15 protein-coding genes and 1 pseudogene are annotated in these 17267 nt (G+C 67.7%); 11 read left to right on the top strand and 5 right to left on the bottom strand.

All coding sequences use genetic code 11. From position 1 onward, the window contains the following. Positions 1–184 precede the first annotated feature (184 nt). Entirely contained in the window at positions 185–1363 is a 1179-nt protein-coding gene (locus tag WS95_RS00910; protein WP_059821788.1) for a branched-chain amino acid ABC transporter substrate-binding protein, read from the bottom strand. A 587-nt stretch (positions 1364–1950) separates the two neighbouring features. On the opposite strand from WS95_RS00910, the gene WS95_RS00905 reads away from it, so the two are divergent. Next, positions 1951–2745 (top strand): AraC family transcriptional regulator, encoded by a 795-nt coding sequence (locus WS95_RS00905; RefSeq protein WP_034206091.1) that lies wholly within the window; start codon positions 1951–1953, stop codon positions 2743–2745. A gap of 78 nt (positions 2746–2823) precedes the next feature. Here the strand turns inward: WS95_RS00905 and WS95_RS00900 are convergent, their stop codons facing one another. Both WS95_RS00900 and WS95_RS00895 read right to left on the bottom strand, forming a co-directional pair. Further along, complete coding sequence (locus WS95_RS00900; protein ID WP_006489463.1) at positions 2824–3087, bottom strand: hypothetical protein; 264 nt, start codon at positions 3085–3087, stop codon at positions 2824–2826. Between the two features lie 281 nt (positions 3088–3368). Further along, complete coding sequence (locus WS95_RS00895) at positions 3369–5261, bottom strand: bifunctional sugar phosphate isomerase/epimerase/4-hydroxyphenylpyruvate dioxygenase family protein (RefSeq protein WP_059780021.1); 1893 nt, start codon at positions 5259–5261, stop codon at positions 3369–3371. A 256-nt stretch (positions 5262–5517) separates the two neighbouring features. Here WS95_RS00895 and aroQ point away from each other — a divergent pair, with 256 nt between their 5' ends. Genes aroQ through WS95_RS00880 form a run of 3 tightly spaced genes read left to right on the top strand, consistent with a single transcriptional unit; the run spans position 5518 to position 8204 of the window. Further along, positions 5518–5973 carry a type II 3-dehydroquinate dehydratase gene (aroQ, locus tag WS95_RS00890; RefSeq protein WP_059821786.1) on the top strand — a complete coding sequence of 152 codons (456 nt, stop codon included), beginning with the start codon at positions 5518–5520 and terminating at the stop codon, positions 5971–5973. Then, positions 5970–6824 (top strand): shikimate dehydrogenase, encoded by an 855-nt coding sequence (locus WS95_RS00885; RefSeq protein ID WP_059821783.1) that lies wholly within the window; start codon positions 5970–5972, stop codon positions 6822–6824. The genes aroQ and WS95_RS00885 overlap by 4 nt, the downstream gene beginning before the upstream one ends. Positions 6825–6860: 36 nt before the next feature. Further along, entirely contained in the window at positions 6861–8204 is a 1344-nt protein-coding gene (locus WS95_RS00880) for an MFS transporter (protein WP_034206094.1), read from the top strand. Positions 8205–8305: 101 nt separating this feature from the next. Here the strand turns inward: WS95_RS00880 and WS95_RS00875 are convergent, their stop codons facing one another. Next, the gene (locus tag WS95_RS00875) at positions 8306–9415 is read right to left on the bottom strand and encodes a 2-aminoethylphosphonate--pyruvate transaminase (RefSeq protein WP_059780019.1); all 1110 of its coding nucleotides are present in this window, start codon (positions 9413–9415) and stop codon (positions 8306–8308) included. A gap of 261 nt (positions 9416–9676) precedes the next feature. Between WS95_RS00875 and phnS the strand changes: the two genes are divergently transcribed. Genes phnS through WS95_RS00840 form a run of 7 tightly spaced genes read left to right on the top strand, consistent with a single transcriptional unit; the run spans position 9677 to position 16968 of the window. After that, on the top strand, positions 9677–10768 hold the full coding sequence (gene phnS / locus WS95_RS00870; protein WP_034206096.1) for a 2-aminoethylphosphonate ABC transporter substrate-binding protein: 1092 nt from the start codon (positions 9677–9679) through the stop codon (positions 10766–10768). Positions 10769–10802: 34 nt separating this feature from the next. Beyond that, positions 10803–11906: a 2-aminoethylphosphonate ABC transport system ATP-binding subunit PhnT gene (gene phnT, locus WS95_RS00865; RefSeq protein WP_034206097.1), complete on the top strand. Its 1104-nt coding sequence runs from the start codon at positions 10803–10805 to the stop codon at positions 11904–11906. After that, positions 11884–12804: a 2-aminoethylphosphonate ABC transporter permease subunit gene (gene phnU / locus WS95_RS00860; protein ID WP_034206098.1), complete on the top strand. Its 921-nt coding sequence runs from the start codon at positions 11884–11886 to the stop codon at positions 12802–12804. Before phnT ends, phnU begins: the two co-directional genes overlap by 23 nt. After that, positions 12794–13654, top strand: a complete 861-nt coding sequence (gene phnV / locus WS95_RS00855; protein WP_059821781.1) for a 2-aminoethylphosphonate ABC transport system, membrane component PhnV — start codon at positions 12794–12796, stop codon at positions 13652–13654. Before phnU ends, phnV begins: the two co-directional genes overlap by 11 nt. Then, a complete protein-coding gene (gene phnA / locus WS95_RS00850; protein WP_059821779.1) occupies positions 13651–14958 on the top strand; it encodes a phosphonoacetate hydrolase in 1308 nt (435 codons plus the stop codon). Before phnV ends, phnA begins: the two co-directional genes overlap by 4 nt. Next, a complete protein-coding gene (gene phnY, locus WS95_RS00845; RefSeq protein ID WP_059821777.1) occupies positions 14955–16409 on the top strand; it encodes a phosphonoacetaldehyde dehydrogenase in 1455 nt (484 codons plus the stop codon). Before phnA ends, phnY begins: the two co-directional genes overlap by 4 nt. 4 nt (positions 16410–16413) lie before the next feature. After that, positions 16414–16968, top strand: coding sequence for a phosphonate degradation HD-domain oxygenase (locus WS95_RS00840; protein ID WP_034206102.1), 555 nt, complete (start codon positions 16414–16416; stop codon positions 16966–16968). Positions 16969–17018: 50 nt separating this feature from the next. Here the strand turns inward: WS95_RS00840 and WS95_RS35455 are convergent. After that, positions 17019–17267 (bottom strand): annotated as a pseudogene (locus tag WS95_RS35455) (hypothetical protein); the annotation flags it as partial.

The raw sequence follows: 17267 nt of genomic DNA, 5'->3' as shown, positions 1-17267 counted from the left end.
CGCCGCACCGGGATGGGGCACGGCGGAGACGAGGCGTCAAAGCGGGTGGGGGGATTCTACAGGAGCGCGAAATGCCTGCACGCGGGCGCGCGCCGAGAACGGCTTCGGACCATGCAGCCGAAGCGCGCGCGGCGTGTGCGGCCGGTGAGCCGCCAGTGCGCCGCGCGAGGCAGGGCCGGCGTAATCAGTTGCCGGCGATCGTATCGACCGGCTTGAACGCGCCGCGTTCGACCTTGTAGATCGTCACCGGCGCATCCTTCAGGTCTCCCTTCGAGTCGTACGCGATGCTCGCGGCCGACACGCCCTTGATCGACACCTTGCCGAGGTACGGCGTATACACCTTCGGATCGGTCGAATTCGCTTCCTTCATCGCGGTGAGCAGCGCGATCGTGCCGTCGTACGAGTACGGCGAATACGTGATCACGTCTTCGTTGAAGCGCGCCTTGTAGCGTGCCGCGTAGCCGGAGAAGCCCGGCATCTTTTCCTTCGGCAGCCCGCCCATGTAGACGATCGCGCCTTCGGCCGCGTCGCCGCCGACCTTCAGGAACGTCGGCGAGCGCGACATCTCGCCCGTCACGAACGCCGACTTCATCCCGAGCTGGCGCATCTTGCGGATCATCGGCGACGATTGCGCGTCGCCGCCGCCGTAGAAGACCGCGTCCGGATTCACGCCCTTCAGGTTGGTCAGGATCGCCGAGAAATCGAGCGCCTTGTCGTTCGTGAAGTCGCGCTTGACGATCGTGCCGCCGGCCGCTTCCACGGCCTTCGCGAATTCGTCGGCGATGCCCTGGCCGTAGGCCGTGCGGTTGTCGATGATCGCGATGCGCTTGAAGCGCAGCGTCTTCACCGCATACGTGCCGACGATGCGGCCGGCCTGCGCGTCGCTCGTCAGCAGCCGGTAGGTGGTCTTGTAGCCGCGCGCCGTGTATTGCGGCGACGTCGCCATCGAGATCTGCGGCAGCCCCGCGCGATCGTACAGGTCGGACGCGGGGATGCTGGTGCCCGAGTTGAAGTGGCCGATGATCCCGCGGACGTTGTCGTCGATCAGCCGCTGCGCGACGGTCGTGCCGGTGCGCGGGTCGGCCTGGTCGTCCTGCGAGTCGAGCTGAAACGTGACCGGCTTGCCGCCGATCGTCGGATGCGTCGCGTTGAAATCGGCGATCGCGAGCTGCACGCCCTTCTGCATGTCCGTGCCGTAATTCGACTGCAGGCCGGTCAGCGGTGCGGCGAAACCGATCTTGACGACGTCGGCGGCGACGGCGTGCGCGCCCGACAGTGCGCAGGCGGCGGCCAGCGCGACGTGCGATACCTTCAGCTTCACTTTCACTTCCCCTTGATGGCGTGGTTGGGCCGCCGCCGGCATGCGGGCCGGCGCCGGTAAACCGGGCGAGACGTATCGGTCCGCAGGCCGACGTGCAGGCCGTGCGTGCTTGTCGCGTGCTGCGCGCGCTGTGCCGGAATCGGCGTGCGCGGCGGCGGATGCGGTGGGCCGCGCGTGCCGATTGCGGCAGCGGCGGGATGTCGTCTCGTGACCGTGAAGCGAAGTCTAGGTAACGAAAATGCGTGCGTCTTGCGCGTTCGATGCGTGGCTGGCGACGATATCGGCATATCGTCGATAACCCTGATATATGCCGAAATCGTCATGACGAATGCGCAAACCCGCCAAGACGCGGGTCGTCGGCATTTTTAGGATGACGGATTCGGGAGCGTGGCGCCGGCGTGTCGATGCGCTGCGGCGGCGGTAGCGGCGGGAACGGCTGCCGGCCGCACACCTGCCGCGTAATGGCGTAGTAGTGGTTGCGCGCGCAACCTGTCCCGCTGACCGATGCAACCGGCCGGGACACACGACGCAACCGGCCGCCGTCTTGCCTGCCCCGCGTTCGGCGCGACGCGATCGAAGGGGCGCTCCTATAATCGACGCCATCTGCCACTCGCTTCGCGGTTGCCGGGATGACGACCTTGCTTGCCGTACCGCCCATGAGCCTGTCCGATACGTTGCGCCACCAGCCCGACAACGCCGATCTCAGTGCGATGCTCGCGCATTTCCGCCTGCTCGAACCGGTATTCGATGCGCTGCCGGATGTCGCGTTCTTCGTGAAGGATGCGAGCGGCCGCTACGCGCTCGTCAATCGCACGCTGGCGATGCGCTGCGGCTACAAGGACAAGCGCGACCTGCTCGGCAAGACGGCCGACGAGGTGTTTCCGCGCCGCTTCGGCCGGAGTTACTTCGAACAGGACATGGCGACGATCAATGCCGGCCAGCAGTTGATGGACCAGCTCGAGCTGCACCTGTATCCGGGCCGCCAGCCGGGCTGGTGCCTGACCTGCAAGGAGCCGCTGCGCGACGCCGCGGGCCGGGTGGTCGGCCTCGCGGGCATCTCGCGCGACCTGAAGGCGCACGAGGGATCGCACCCGGCGTACAGCCGGCTCGCCGATGTGGTCCAGCACATCCAGGATCACTACGTGCAGCCGCTGAACCTGAAGCAGCTCGCGCAGATGGCCGGGATGTCGGTCGCGCAGCTCGAACGCTACTTCCACAAGGTGTTCCACCTGACGCCGCGCCAGGTGCTGCTGAAGACGCGGCTCGACGCGGCCACCGCGCTGCTGGTCACCCACGACAAGGTGACCGACGTGGCCGCGCTATGCGGCTACACGGATCACAGCGCGTTCACGCGCCAGTTCAAGGCGACGGTCGGCGTGACGCCGACGGAATACCGGCTGATGCTGCAGGAACGCGCGGGGTGATGCTACTCGCCGGCGTGGCCGGCGGGTCGCGGGGATCGGGGGCGGGCGGGAAACGAAGGGAAGGGGGAAAGCGGCGGCTCAGCGGTAGCCGAGCCCTTTCAGGACGGCCGTGCCGTCTTCGGTCAGCCGGAAGCTCGGGGCCGTATCGGGGTCGAGCTTGACCATTTCGACGAGGCCGGCTTCCTGCAGCGCGGGCAATTCGGGTTTGGCGTTCGCGCCGATCGGTGCATGCAGCAGCACGAGCAACGTCGCGATTTCATGATGACTGAGCAGGCGGCGCAGCATCGTCTTCTTTGCAGGGGGCGCGGCCGGGCGGCCCGCGGGTGCTTCTACGGCGCTCATCGCTTTCCTCCTTTTCAAGATAACCATCGGGTACTGGTTGCGGATGGTGCCGTCGAAGACTTAAGCGATTCTTAAAACCGTGGCGGGCGACGCAATGCTGCACTGCGGCGTGGGTTACCGGATGTAACGTCAGACGACGCGCGGCTTCCGGCATGTGCGCGGGCCGGCCGCGCGGCCGGCCCCGTGGCCGCGCTTTGCCACGATGGCGCGGGCGAGCGGCGCCCGTCCGCTCGACTGCCGACGTGCGAACGCGGTCCGGCCCCCAAACGCCGGTCCGTTCCTTATTTCCTGCGCTGCGCCTGCGCGGCGAGCCGCACGGCCGCATTCGCGGCGCCGTAGCCGTCGTACCCGCCGCGCCGCTCGACGATCTCGAGCGAGAAGCGGTTGTCGACCAGTTCCGTATACGCATGCAGGAATTCGCCGCCGTGCTCGTCGCGGTCGTAGAGCAGGTGGTGCGAGCTCAGCGTGTCGATCAGTTCGTCCGGCAGCGCGTAACGCGCGGCGAGATCGTCGTAGTAGTTGGCCGGAATGCGCAGGAACGGCACGCCGTCGGCCGCGAACGCGGCGACCGTCTTCACGATGTCGTCGGTGCGGAACGCGACGTGGTTCAGCCCGGTGCCGTGGTAGCGGTCGAGCGATTCGGCGACGGCCGTGTGACGGTCGACCGATGCGTTCAGCGCGATCCGGACCGAGCCATCGGCGCTGCGCACCGCGCGGCTGCGCATCAGCCCGTACGGGTCGGGCACGAGCCAGCTGCGCTCGGCTTCGAAGCCGAACGCCGTCTTGAAGAACAGGATCCACGTGTCGAGCGCGTCGGCCGGCAGCGCGAGGCACACGTGGTCGATGCCCGTCAGCGGGCCGACTTCGCTCGGGCCGTCGATGTCGGTCAGCACGAAGTCCGATTCATACAGCGTCGGCGCATCCGGCGCTTCGTCGACGAAATATTCGAGGCTGCCGTCGGGCGCCTTCACGCTCGGCAGCACGCGTTCGTTCGGCCCGACCCGGCCCGAGAACGGCGCGTAGCCGAAGCCGGCCGCGCGTTCGAACGCCACTTTGGCGTCGTCGACGCGAAACGCGGACGCGCACAGCGACAGCCCGTGCTGCTGGAAGAACGCATCGGCGAACGAGTCGCGCTCGGCGTTCAGCACGATCGATGCGGCGCCGTGCTGGAACAGCGTCACGTCCTTCGAGCGATGCCGGCCGGCGAGCCGGAAGCGCATCCGGCCGAGCCATTCGCCGACGGTCGCCGCCGCCTGCGCGTCGACCGCGAATTCGATGAACTGGAACCCGACGTGTGCCGGCGGCGCGGGCGGTGCGAACAGCGGCTGGCCGGCGGCCGGCGCGCGACCCTCCCGTGCGAGCCGCGCGCGCGTCAGGTCTTCCAGGTAGAGCAGCGAGCGATGGCCGTCCGCGGCCGTGAGCGCGGTCGGCGCCGCGCGGAAACCGTCGTTGAAGATCTCGAGCGACAGCGGCCCCGTATAGCCCGACTCGATCACGCGCGCGGTGAAGCGCGCCAGGTCGAAGTCGCCCTGGCCCGGGAACGAGCGGTAGTGGCGGCTCCATTCGAGTACGTCCATCGCGAGCTTCGGCGCGTCGGCGATCTGCACGAACGCGATCCGGTCGCCGGGGATGTCGGCGATCGCGTCCGGCGAATCGTCGAGCGACAGCGTGTGGAAGCTGTCGAGCGCGAGGCCGAGGTGCGGGCTGTTCACCGCATTCACCAGTTGCCACGCGTGGCCGTACCGTTTCACGACGCGGCCCCACGCGAGCGCTTCGTACGCGGCCACCACACCGGCCTGCCGCGCGGCCTCGGCGAGCGCGCCGAGCTGGTCGACGAGCAATCCGTCGTCGGCGATCGTATCGGCCGACACGCTGCTGCAGACGAGGATGCGGTCGGTGCCGAGCGCATGCATCACGTCGAACTTGCGCTTGATCCGGTCGAGATTGCGCGCGAGCTGGGCCGCGCTCACGCCCTCGAAGTCGCGAAACGGCTGGAACAGCACGATGTCGAGGCCGAGATCGGCGGCCATGCGCCGGACGTCGGCCGGCGATCCGTCGAAGTAGACGAGGTCGTTTTCGAAGATTTCGACGCCATCGAAGCCCGCGGCCTGGATGGCGGCGAGCTTCTCGGCGAGCGTGCCGGACAGGGACACGGTGGCGATCGAGCGCTGCATGGGCGATTCCTGCGGATGAGCGGGGCATGACGCCGGTCGAACCGACCCTGAATGAACCAGTCGTTGAGTTCGGCGCGGGCGCCATATCCCGAATTTACTGGGCTAGTGATGCATATTGTACAAACTAACTAGATGGTACAAATTAGCGAAAACCCGAAAAGACATTGCGCTTGCGCAAGCGCACACTAGCGCCAAATCTCGACGTCAGGGGACGAAGTCGGCTCACGATTCGCCCCCGTTTCTGGAGCAAAATCACATGAGCAAGCACAAGGTGCTGGTGCTGAACGGCCCGAATCTGAATCTGCTGGGCACGCGCGAGCCCCACATCTACGGCGCGGAAACGCTCGCCGATCTCGAGCAGCGCTGCCGCACGGCGGCGGAAGGGCTCGGATTGGAAATCGAGTTCCGCCAGTCGAACGCCGAGCATCAACTGATCGACTGGCTGCATGCCGCGCGTCACGACACGCGCGGCATCGTGATCAACCCGGCCGCCTATACGCATACGTCGGTGGCGCTGGCCGACGCGCTGTCCGCGATCGCGAAGCCGGTGATCGAGGTGCATATCTCGAACGTCCATCGCCGCGAGGCGTTTCGCCACCATTCGTATGTGTCGGCGATCGCCGAAGCCGTGATCTGCGGCTGCGGCACCGAAGGCTACGTGTTCGCGCTGCAGCGCCTGGCGACGCTGTTCGCGCAGGGAGCCGCCCGATGAGCCGCCCGTCGTTTCTGATCGGCCTGATCGGCCAGGGCATCGGCGGTTCGCTGTCGCCCGCGATGCACGAGGAAGAGGGATTCCGCCAGGGCTTTGGCTACGTGTACCGGCGCATCGATCTCGACGTGCTGGGCGTGAACGTCGACGCGCTGCCGCAGCTGCTCGAGGCCGCGCAGCGGATGGGCTACAACGGGCTGAACATCACGCACCCGTGCAAGCAGCGCGTGATCGAGCATCTCGACGCGCTGTCGGACGACGCGCGTGCGCTCGGCGCGGTGAACACCGTGCTGTTCAAGGACGGCAAGAGGATCGGCCACAACACCGACTGGTCGGGCTTCGCGAAATCGTTTCGCCGCGGGCTGCCCGGCGCGTCGCTCGAACGCGTCGTCCAGCTCGGCGCGGGCGGCGCGGGCGCGGCTGTCGCGCACGCGGCGCTGCAGATGGGCGCGGCCGAACTGACGATTTTCGACGTCGACGGCACGCGGGCCACCGCGCTGGCGGGCGAATTGCAGCAGCGCTTCCCCGCGGCCCGGGTCGCGCCGGGTAGCGATCTCGCGGCCGCGATGCGCGCCGCGACCGGCCTGATCCACGCAACGCCGACCGGCATGGTCAAGCATCCGGGCCTGCCGCTGCCGGCCGAACTGCTCCACGCGGGCATGTGGGTGGCCGACATCGTGTATTTCCCGCTCGAAACCGAGCTGATCCATGCCGCGCGCGCGGCCGGCTGCGCGACGCTGCCGGGCGGCGGGATGGCCGTGTACCAGGCCGTCGACGCGTTCGAGATCTTCACCGGGCGCACGCCCGACGCCGAGCGGATGTTCGATCACTTTCAGTCGCTCGTCGCGCGCTGACCCCTTACAGACACAGAAAGAGACCAGGAGACGACCATGCAGCACACCACCCACACGAGCGCCGCGCCGGCGCAGGCGGCCGGCACGGTCCGGCGCACGTCGGCGCGCTACAAGATCCTCGCGCTGCTCGCGATCGGCACGATGATCAACTATCTCGACCGCACCGTGCTGGGCGTGGCTGCGCCGCAGCTCACCAAGGAGCTCGGCATCAACGCGGCCGTGATGGGCATCATGTTCTCCGCGTTTTCGTGGACGTACGTGGCGATGCAGGTTCCCGGCGGCCTGTTCCTCGACCGCTTCGGCAGCAAGATCACCTACTACTGGTCGATGACGCTGTGGTCGTTGTGCACGTTCCTGCAAGGCTTCGTGCCGGGCGTCGCGACGCTGCTCGCGTGTCGCCTCGGCCTCGGCATCACCGAGGCGCCGTGCTTCCCGACCAACAGCCGCGTCGTCGCGACGTGGTTCCCGCAGAACGAGCGCGCGATGGCGACGGGCACCTATACCGTCGGCGAATACATCGGCCTCGCGTTCTTCAGCCCCGTGCTGTTCGCGCTGATGGGCGCGTTCGGCTGGCGCTCGCTGTTCTGGGTCGTGGGCGCAGTCGGCATTGCGTTCGGCCTCGTCTGGTGGAAGCTCTACCACGAGCCGCGCAACCATCCGGGCGCGAACGCGGCGGAGCTGGCCTATATCGAGGCGGGCGGCGGCCTCGTGCACGGCGCGCGCAAGACCGACGACAAGAGCGGCAAGGCCGCGCAGCCGAAGTTCAGCTGGGCGATGGCCGGCAAACTGCTGAAGAAGCGCCAGCTCGCGGGCATCTGCCTCGGCCAGTTCGCCGGCAACTCGACGCTCGTGTTCTTCCTGACCTGGTTCCCGACCTATCTGGCAACGGAGCGCCACATGGGCTGGCTGAAGATCGGCTTCTTCGCGGTGATGCCGTTCATCGCCGCGTCGGTCGGCGTGATGTTCGGCGGCGTCTTCTCCGACTGGCTGCTGCGCCGCGGCAAGTCCGCGAACCTCGCGCGCAAGCTGCCGATCATCGCGGGCCTGCTGCTCGCGTCGACGATCATTCTCGCGAACTACGTGCAGAGCAACGAAGCGGTGATCGCGATCATGTCGGTCGCGTTCTTCGCGCAGGGGATGGCCGCACTCGGCTGGACGCTCGTGTCGGACATCGCGCCGGACGGCCTGCTCGGCGTGACGGGCGGCATCTTCAACTTCGCGGCGAACCTCGCCGGCATCATCACGCCGCTCGTCGTCGGCTTCATCGTCGCGTCGACCGGCTCGTTCGTCGGCGCGCTCGTGTTCATCGGCGTGATCGCGCTGGTCGGTGCGCTGTCGTACATCTTCGTCGTCGGCGACATCAAGCGGATCGAGTTGTAAGGACCGGTTCCCCGCACATTCGGTGCGTTCGCCCGGCGGCCGATCGGCCGTCGGGCGTTTTTATTTGCGCGTGTCGGCGGGCGGCCGGCACGTACGCACTTTCATGCGTGCTGCATCGCGATGCCGAGCGATTCGACTGCGGCCGCGATGGCGGCGACCGCACGCCGGATATCGTTCGCGTCGATCGCGCCGATGCAGCCGACGCGGAACGTCTCGACGCGCGTGAGCTTGCCCGGATACAGGATGAAGCCCGCGTCGCGCACCGCGTCGTAGAAGCGGCGGAAATCGTAGGCCGGATGGTCGGGCGCGTGGAACGTGACGATTACCGGCGCCTGCACGCTGGCGTCGAGGAACGGCACGAAGCCGAGCGCGCGCATCGATTCGACCAGCGTCCGGCAGTTGTCCGCATAGCGTGCGCCGCGCGCCGGCTGGCCGCCTTCGGCGAGGTACTGGTCGAGCGCGGCGCGCAACGCGGCGATCACGTGCGTCGGCGGCGTGAAGCGCCATTGCCCCGTCTTGCGCAGATACGCGTATTGATCGTGCAGATCGAGCGCGAGCGACGGCGAATTGCCTTCGCTCGCGTCGAGCGCATCGCGCCGCACGATCGCGAACCCCATTCCCGGCACGCCTTCGAGGCATTTGCCGCTGGCCGAGATCAGCGCGTCGATGCCGCTGTCCGCCAGCGCGATCGGCAGCGCGCCGAACGAACTCATCGCATCGACGATCAGTCGCTTGCCGTGCCGCCGGCACGCGGCCGCGATCGCATCGAGCGGATTCAGGATCCCGGCGCTCGTTTCCAGGTGCACGAGCGCGACGTGCGTGATGCGCGGCTCGCGGGCGAACGCGGCTTCGACGGCCGCTGCGTCGACGGCCGCGTCTTCGCCGAACGGCAACGCGATCGCGTCGATACCGAGCCGGCCGAGAATCTTCAGGATGCGCGCGCAATACGCGCCGTTGTCGGGGACCAGCACGACGCCGTCGCGCGGCACCAGCGTGCCGAGCGCGGCTTCGACCGAGAACGTGCCGCTGCCCTGCATCGGCACGCACACGTACGCATCGCCGCCGCCCGCGATGGCGACGAGGTCGGCACAGACGCTGGCCGTCAGTCGATTGAAAGCGGCGTCCCACGACCCCCAGTCATGTTGCATTGCGTGGCGTGTTGTGGCGGACGTGGTGAGCGGGCCAGGCGTGAGCAGGATCGGGTCGGGCATGGTTTTTATCTCCGGCAAAGGGCGAATGAAACGCGGGACGGCATTTCTGAATGACTTGCATGATAGTGGCAAAATGTGTCATTTTTTGGAAATTGTGGCATTCGTCACGGGTTTGTCATCGAACGCTGTGATCCTTCGGTTGCCGCGCCGCACCCAGCCTGAGCGCGGTAGCGAGGCGGGCCGCCAGGCGGCCTGCCCGGAGACGACAGGAGAGCCGGATCGTGCCCCGGCCGTTTGGTGTTCCGCCTACGGAGAAGTGAGATGACACTGCAGAAACCCTCGCGCGCCGCTGCCGGCGCGTTCCGCAAGCTCGCGCTGGCCGCCTGCGCCGCCGGTCTGCTGCAAGGCGCCGCGATGCCGGCGCATGCGGCGAACGCGGTCGTGCTGTACACGGCGGACGGCCTCGAGAACCTCTATCGCGATGTGCTGCCGGCCTTCGAGAAGAAGGAAGGCGTGAAGGTCAACATCGTGACGGCAGGCAGCGGCGAGGTAGTGAACCGCGCGAACATCGAGAAGAATTCACCGAAGGCCGACGTGATCGTCACGCTGCCGCCGTTCATCCAGCAAGCCGGCCAGATGGGCCTGCTGCAGCCGTACCAGAGCGTGAACTACAAGAACGTGCCGGCCATCGCGAAGGCCGAGGACGGCACGTGGGCGACCTTCGTGAACAACTACTTCTCGTTCGCGATCAACCCGGACGTCGTGAAGAACCAGCCGAAGACGTTCGCCGACCTGCTCGCGCCGGCCTACGCCGGCAAGGTCGCGTACTCGAACCCGGCCACGGCCGGCGACGGGATGGCCGTGCTGATCCTGACGACGTCGCTGATGGGCGAGGACAAGGCCTTCGACTACCTCGCGAAGCTGTCGCAGAGCGTGAAGTTCCACACGAAGGGCACGGGCTACCTGAACGTGCTGCTGTCGCGTAACGAGATCAGCGTCGCGAACGGCGACCTGCAGATGGACCTCGACGACGCCGAGCACGGCGCGCTGTCCGTCAAGCCGATCTTCCTGGCCGCGAAGGAAGGCGACCAGCCGACCACGTTCCAGCTCCCGTACGGCATCGGCCTGATCAAGAGCGGCCCGAACCAGGACGCCGGCCGGAAGCTGATCGACTACCTGATGTCGACGGAAGTGCAGTCGAAGGTGCCGGACATGTACGGCATCCCGGGCCGCACCGACGTGCCGCTGGCCGGCAAGAACGGCGAAGCGGTCAAGAAGGCGATCGCGGGCGTGAAGCTGATTCCGGTCGACTGGACCCAGGTGATGGCGAAGAAGCCGGTGTGGATCGAGCGCTGGAAGAAAGACGTGATCGGCAGCTCGGGCAAGCAGCTCGACGTCGTCAAGCCGAAGTGATCGGCGCACGCCGTCCGTATCAGCAAGCAAGAGGATGAACCCGGTGGAAACCACCCTGACCCATCCCGGCGCATTCGGCGCCGCCGAACCGCACGCGACGTTGCGGTCCGGCGCGCCGGGCGGCGTGCAGATCGAACACCTGAGCGTGCGCTACGGCGCACGCACGGTGCTCGACGATCTGTCGCTGTCGATCGGCGCCGGTGAATTTCTGACCGTGCTCGGCAAGAGCGGCTGCGGCAAGACGACGCTGCTGCGCTTCATCGCCGGGTTCGTGAAGGCCGACGGCCTGACCGGCACGCTCACCGTGGCCGGGCGCGACCTGACCTATGCGCCGCCGCACAAGCGCAACCTCGGTCTGCTGTTCCAGAATTACGCGCTGTTCCCGCACCTGTCGGTGTTCGAGAACGTCGCATTCGGGCTGCGCGCACGCGGCATGGCGTCGTCGGAAGTGACCCGTCGCGTCGCCGATGCGCTCAAGCTCGTGCAACTCGGCGATGCCGGCCACCATCTGCCCGCGCAACTGTCGGGCGGGATGCAGCAGCGCGTCGCGCTGGCCCGCGCGCTCGTGATCGAGCCCGACGTGCTGCTGCTCGACGAGCCGCTGTCGGCGCTCGACGCCAACCTGCGTGCGTCGGTGCGCAGCGAACTGAAGGCGTTGCACGAGCGCCTGCCGAACCTGACCGTCGTCTGCGTGACGCACGACCGCGACGACGCGCTCGTGCTGTCCGACCGCGCGCTGCTGATGCGCGACGGCCACATCGCGCAGCTCGGCACGCCGCAGCAGTTGTACGACGCGCCGCGCGACGGTTACGTCGCGCGCTATCTCGGCCCGGCGAACCTGCTGCCGCCGCACGTGATCTTCCCGCTCGGCGATCCGCGCCACGAGGTGCGCGGCAAGGTCGCATGCGTGCGCCCCGAGCGGCTGACGGTGATGCCGCCCGCGGCGGGCGGCCTGCACGGCACCGTGTCGTCGGTCGAATGGCAGGGCGCGGACCTGTCGATCGCGGTCGTGATCGACGCGGCGCCCGACGAGCCCGTGCGCGTCACGATGCAACGCGGCCGCGGCGCGGCCCCCGAGCGCGGTGCGCGCGTGTCCCTGCATTGCGAGGCAGACGATGTCGTCCTTATCGAGCCCTGAAACCGGCCTGCCGCCGCACGTGCTCGCGTCGGCCGCCGCCCATGCCGCCGCCGCGCGGCGTCGCAGGCGCATGGGCGACCTGCACCTGGCCGCGCTCGCGATCGTCGTGCTCGGCCCGCTCGTCGTCTATCCGCTGGTGAAGCTCGTGCTGCTGAGCGTCTCGGGCGATCACGGGTTGAGTTTCGCCGCGTACCGGACCTTCTTCGGCAATCCCGACACGCGCAACGTGCTGCTGACGACACTCGGCGTCCTGTTCGCGAGCGCTGGCACCGCGTCGGTGCTCGGCGTGCTGCTGGCTGCGCTGCTGTTCTTCAGGCCGTTCCCGGGCGCGTCGCTCGTCACGCGCTTCCTGGAGCTGTACGTCGCGTTTCCGTCGTTCCTCGTCGCGTTCACGCTGATCTTCCTGTACGGCTCGCAAGGCTCGATCAGCATCGCGCTGCAGCACCTGTTCCATCTCGAGAACCCGCCGCTCGACTTCCTGTTCGGGATCGGCGGCGTGATCCTTGCTCAGACCGTGTTCTACACGCCGTTCGTCGTGCGGCCGACGCTCGCGTCGTTCGCGACGCTCGACCTGCGGTTGATCGAAGCCGCGCGCAGCCTCGGCGCGCCCGGCTGGATGCTCGCGCGCCGCGTCGTGCTGCCGATCGCGTGGCCGGGTATCGCCGCCGGCACCGTGTTGTGCTTCCTGCTGACGCTGAACGAATTCGGGATTCTGCTCGTGCTCGGCAGTGCGCGGCTCGTTACGTTGCCGGTTGCCATCTACAGCAGCGCGACCGTCGATCTCGATCTGCCGACCGCATCGGCCGGCGCGGTCGTGATGTTGTCGCTGTCGCTGGCGCTGTATACGGTTTATCGCCGGGTGAACCGGCGTGCGACGGGAGGAAACGATGTCCGCTGAATTCCGTATCGAGCACGCCGTGCCGCGCCACCCGATCGGCTGGACCGACGCGCTGCTCAAGCATGCGTCGCGCGTCGCGCTCGCGCTGGCCGCCTTCGCATGCTTCTGGCTGTTCGTGCTGCCGGTAATCGTCGTCGCGCTGTCGAGCGTGTCGACGCAGTGGTCGGGCACGATCCTGCCGGCCGGCTACAGTCTGCGCTGGTTCGAGCGGCTCGGCTCGCAGGAATACGACGCGCTGCTGACGAGCCTCGAAATCGGCTTCGGCGTATCGGCGCTCGGCACGATCCTCGGGCTGTGGCTGGCGCTCGCGCTCGAAGGGCGCGACCGGCGCGGCCTCGGCGCGGTCGTCGACGCGCTCGTGATGGTGCCGAACGGCGTACCGAGCGTCGTGCTCGGGCTCGCGGTGCTGATCGCGTATCACCAGAAGCCGCTCGACCTGTCGAGCTCGGCGGCGATCGTCGTGCTGGTGCAACTGGCGCTGATTCTGCCGTTCTGCTATCGCTGCGCCGCCGCCGCGTTGCGTCCGGAGCTGACCGTGTTGCGCGAAGCCGCCGCGAGCCTCGGTGCGCCGCCCGCGATGGTGCTGCGCCGCGTGCTGCTGCCGCAACTCGTGCCGGCGCTGCGCGCGAGCCTCGCGCTCGGTTTTGCGCTGTCGCTCGGCGAGCTCGGCGCGACGCTCACGGTTTATCCGCCCGGCTTCGCGACCGTGCCGATCGTCGTGATCGGCCAGGTGGAGCGCGGCTATTACCTGCCGGCGTCGGCGCTGTCGCTGCTGATGCTCGGCGCGTCGCTCGCGGCGCTGCTGCTGATCGCCGCGCGCGTGCCGCGCGGCTCGCGGGCGGCATCATGAACGCCGCGTTCGCGTTGCGCCATCCCGGCGATGCGTCGCCCGCCGGCGCGTCGACCGGTCTCGCCGGACGCACGATCGACGTCAATGGTCGGTGCTACCGGTTGCCGATCGAGCCGACCGTCGTCGTCTGTGTCGACGGCTGCGAGTACGACTATCTCGAACGCGCGGTGGAAGCGGGCGTCGCGCCGTTCATCGGCCGGATGATCGCGGAGGGCACGGCCTGGCGCGCCGATTGCGTCGTGCCGACCTTCACCAACCCGAACAACCTGTCGATCGTCTGCGGCGTGCCGCCGTCGGTCCACGGCATCTGCGGCAACTATTTCTGGGACCCGGCCGCCGACGGCGGGCGCGGCGCCGAAGTCATGATGAACGACCCGGCCTATCTGCGGGCCGGTACGCTGCTCGCGGCGGCGGCCGACGTCGGCGCGCGGGTGGCCGTCGTGACCGCGAAGGACAAGCTGCGCAGGCTGCTCGGCTGGCGGCTGAACGGCATCTGCTTTTCGGCCGAGAAGGCCGCACAGGCCAATCTCGCGGAAAACGGGATCGTCGACGTGCTCGACTGGGTCGGCCTGCCGTCGCCGGACGTGTACAGCGCGGCATTGTCCGAATTCGTGTTCGCGGCCGGCGTACGGCTCGCGCAGACGCGCCAGGTCGACCTGATGTATCTGTCGACCACCGACTACGTGCAGCACAAGTGCGCGCCGGGCAGTGCCGGCGCGAACGCGTTCTACGCGATGATGGACGGCTACCTCGCCCAGCTCGACGCGCTCGGCTGGGCGATCGGCCTCACGGCCGACCACGGGATGAACGCGAAGCACGATCCGGCGACGGGCCGGCCGAACGTGATCTATCTGCAGGATGCCTTCGACGGCTGGTACGGCGCGCAGGCTGCGCGCGTGATCCTGCCGATCACCGATCCGTACGTCGTGCACCACGGTGCGCTCGGTTCGTTCGCGACGATCTACCTGGCGCCGGGTGTCGACCGGGCCGAGGCGATGTGGCGCGTCGGCGGCCTCGACGGCGTCGAGCTCGTGCTCGACAACGCGGAAGCCGCCGCGCGCTTCGAACTGCCGGCCGACCGGATCGGCGATCTCGTCGTGATCGGCCGCCGCGACATGACGCTCGGCACGCGCGAGCGCGAACACGACCTGTCGGGCCTCACGGTGCCGCTGCGTTCGCATGGCGGCGTGTCCGAGCAGGAAGTGCCGCTGTTGTTCAATCGCCGTATCGAGCGGGACGATCCCGCACGTCGCCCGCGCAACTTCGACGTGTTCGATTTCGTGTTGAACCGGATCGCGACATGATGGCTCATCCGCGGCAGGATCATCCGTCGTTTCGTGCGGAAGCATTGCGCTGGCGCGGCACGCGTGCGATGCGCGAGCGCACGCTCGACGTCACGGATCCGTACACCGGAACACGCGTCGGCACCGCGCCGCTCGCCAGTGTCGACGACGTGCGCGCGGCGTTCGATTACGCGATGGCCTACCGGCCGACGCTCACGCGCTACGAGCGTTCGCAGATTCTCGAACGTGCGGGCGCGCTGCTGCGCGAGCGCACCGAGGAAGCGTCCGACCTGATCACGCTCGAGTCGGGGCTGTCGAAACGGGATTCGCGCTACGAGATCGGCCGTGTGGCCGATGTGCTGAAGTTCGCGGCGGTCGAGGCGCTGCGCGACGATGCGCAGAGTTTCTCGTGCGACCTGACGCCCCACGGCAAGGTGCGGCGCGTGTTCTCGCAGCGGCAGCCGCTCGACGGCGTGATCGTCGCGATCACGCCGTTCAATCATCCGATGAACCAGGTGGCGCACAAGATCGCGCCGGCGATCGCGACCAACAATCGCGTGATCGTGAAGCCGTCGGAGAAGGTGCCGCTGTCGGCGTTCTATCTGGCCGACCTGTTATATGAAGCGGGGCTGCCGGAGCCGATGCTGCAGGTGCTGACCGGCAATCCGGCCGAGCTCGCGGACGAACTCGTCACGCATCCGCATGCGTCGCTGATCACGTTCACCGGCGGCGTCGCGATCGGCAAGGCGATTGCCGCACGGGCCGGTTACCGGCGCATCGTGCTGGAACTGGGCGGCAACGATCCGCTGATCGTCCTCGCCGATGCCGATCTCGACCGCGCGGCGTCGCTCGCGGTGCTCGGCTCGTACCGGAATTCGGGCCAGCGCTGTACGGCCGTCAAGCGGATGCTGGTGCAGCGCTCGATCGCGCCCGCGTTCACCGACTTGCTCGTCGAGAAGACGCGCGCATGGAAATACGGCGATCCATTCGATCCCGAGAACGAAATGGGCACGGTGATCGACGAAGCGGCGGCACGGCTGTTCGAGGCGCGCGTGAACGAGGCGGTCGCGCAGGGCGCGCGCCTGCTGACCGGAAATGTTCGGCGCGGCGCGCTGTATGCGCCGACCGTGCTCGACAACGTCGATCCGTCGATGACGATCGTGCGCGAGGAGACCTTCGGCCCCGTCTCGCCCGTCATCGCGTTCGACACGATCGACGACGCGATCCGGATCAGCAACGGGACGGCGTTCGGGCTGTCGTCGGGTGTCTGTACGGACAGCACGGCGGCCGTCGTGCGGTTCGTGAACGAACTGAACGTCGGCACGGTGAACGTGTGGGAAGTGCCGGGATACCGGATCGAACTGTCGCCGTTCGGCGGGATCAAGGATTCGGGGCTCGGCTACAAGGAAGGCGTCCAGGAGGCGATGAAGAGTTTCACGAACCTGAAGACGTTTTCGCTGCCTTGGGAGTAAACAGATGGCGCTGACGGTGGAAGAGATCCACGGGCTGTATCGCGAGCATGGCCATGTGGCCTATAGCGGCGAACCGGTCACGCAGCTCGAGCATGCATTGCAGAGCGGATGGCTGGCGGAGGCGTCCGGGGCGGACGAAGCGCTGGTTGCGGCGGCGTTCCTGCACGACCTCGGCCATTTGCTGAATCGCCAGGGCGAGACGCCGAGCGCGCGCGGGATCGACGATCTGCATCAGTATTATGTGCTGCCGTTCCTGCGGCCGCTGTTCAACGATGCGGTGCTCGAGCCGATCCGGCTGCACGTCGACGCGAAGCGGTGCCTGTGCCGCACGGATGCCGGCTACTTCGAGAGCCTGTCGCCGGACTCTGTGCGCAGCCTGGCGTTACAGGGTGGCATCTTCAGTGAAGAGGAGGCGGTAGCGTTCCAGCAGCGCCCGTTCGCGGAGGACGCGCTGCGCCTGCGCCGCTGGGACGACGCGGCGAAGGAAGAAGGCAGGGTGACACCGGATCTCGACCACTATATGGAGATCGTCGCGCGCCAGGTGCGCGCGGCCTCCTGACGGTTCGGCTGCTTCTATATAAGGCGCCGCACGCGATAGCGTGCGGCGCCTTATATTTTTTGCGAAACCCCTTGCGCGATTGCCGGGGGATGCATAGAATCACGCCTCTTTCGCGCCAACGGAAACACGGCGCGGGAGGAAGGGAAGCGGTGCTGTTGGAGTTCGGAAGTCACGAGCCCGACGGCGCAGAAAGATGGCCCCGCAGTCGCAACGATGTAGTGCAGAAAGTTGTTGACGAGCTGCGAAACACGGTTCATAATCTCGCTTCTCTGCTGCTGAAAACGCAGCGCTGCCGGGAA

It is taken from the genome of Burkholderia sp. MSMB1826 (assembly GCF_001526325.1).
Classification (GTDB): domain Bacteria; phylum Pseudomonadota; class Gammaproteobacteria; order Burkholderiales; family Burkholderiaceae; genus Burkholderia.
Note: the sequence above shows the minus strand (reverse complement) of the source record. Positions and strands in the feature narration are given on the sequence as shown.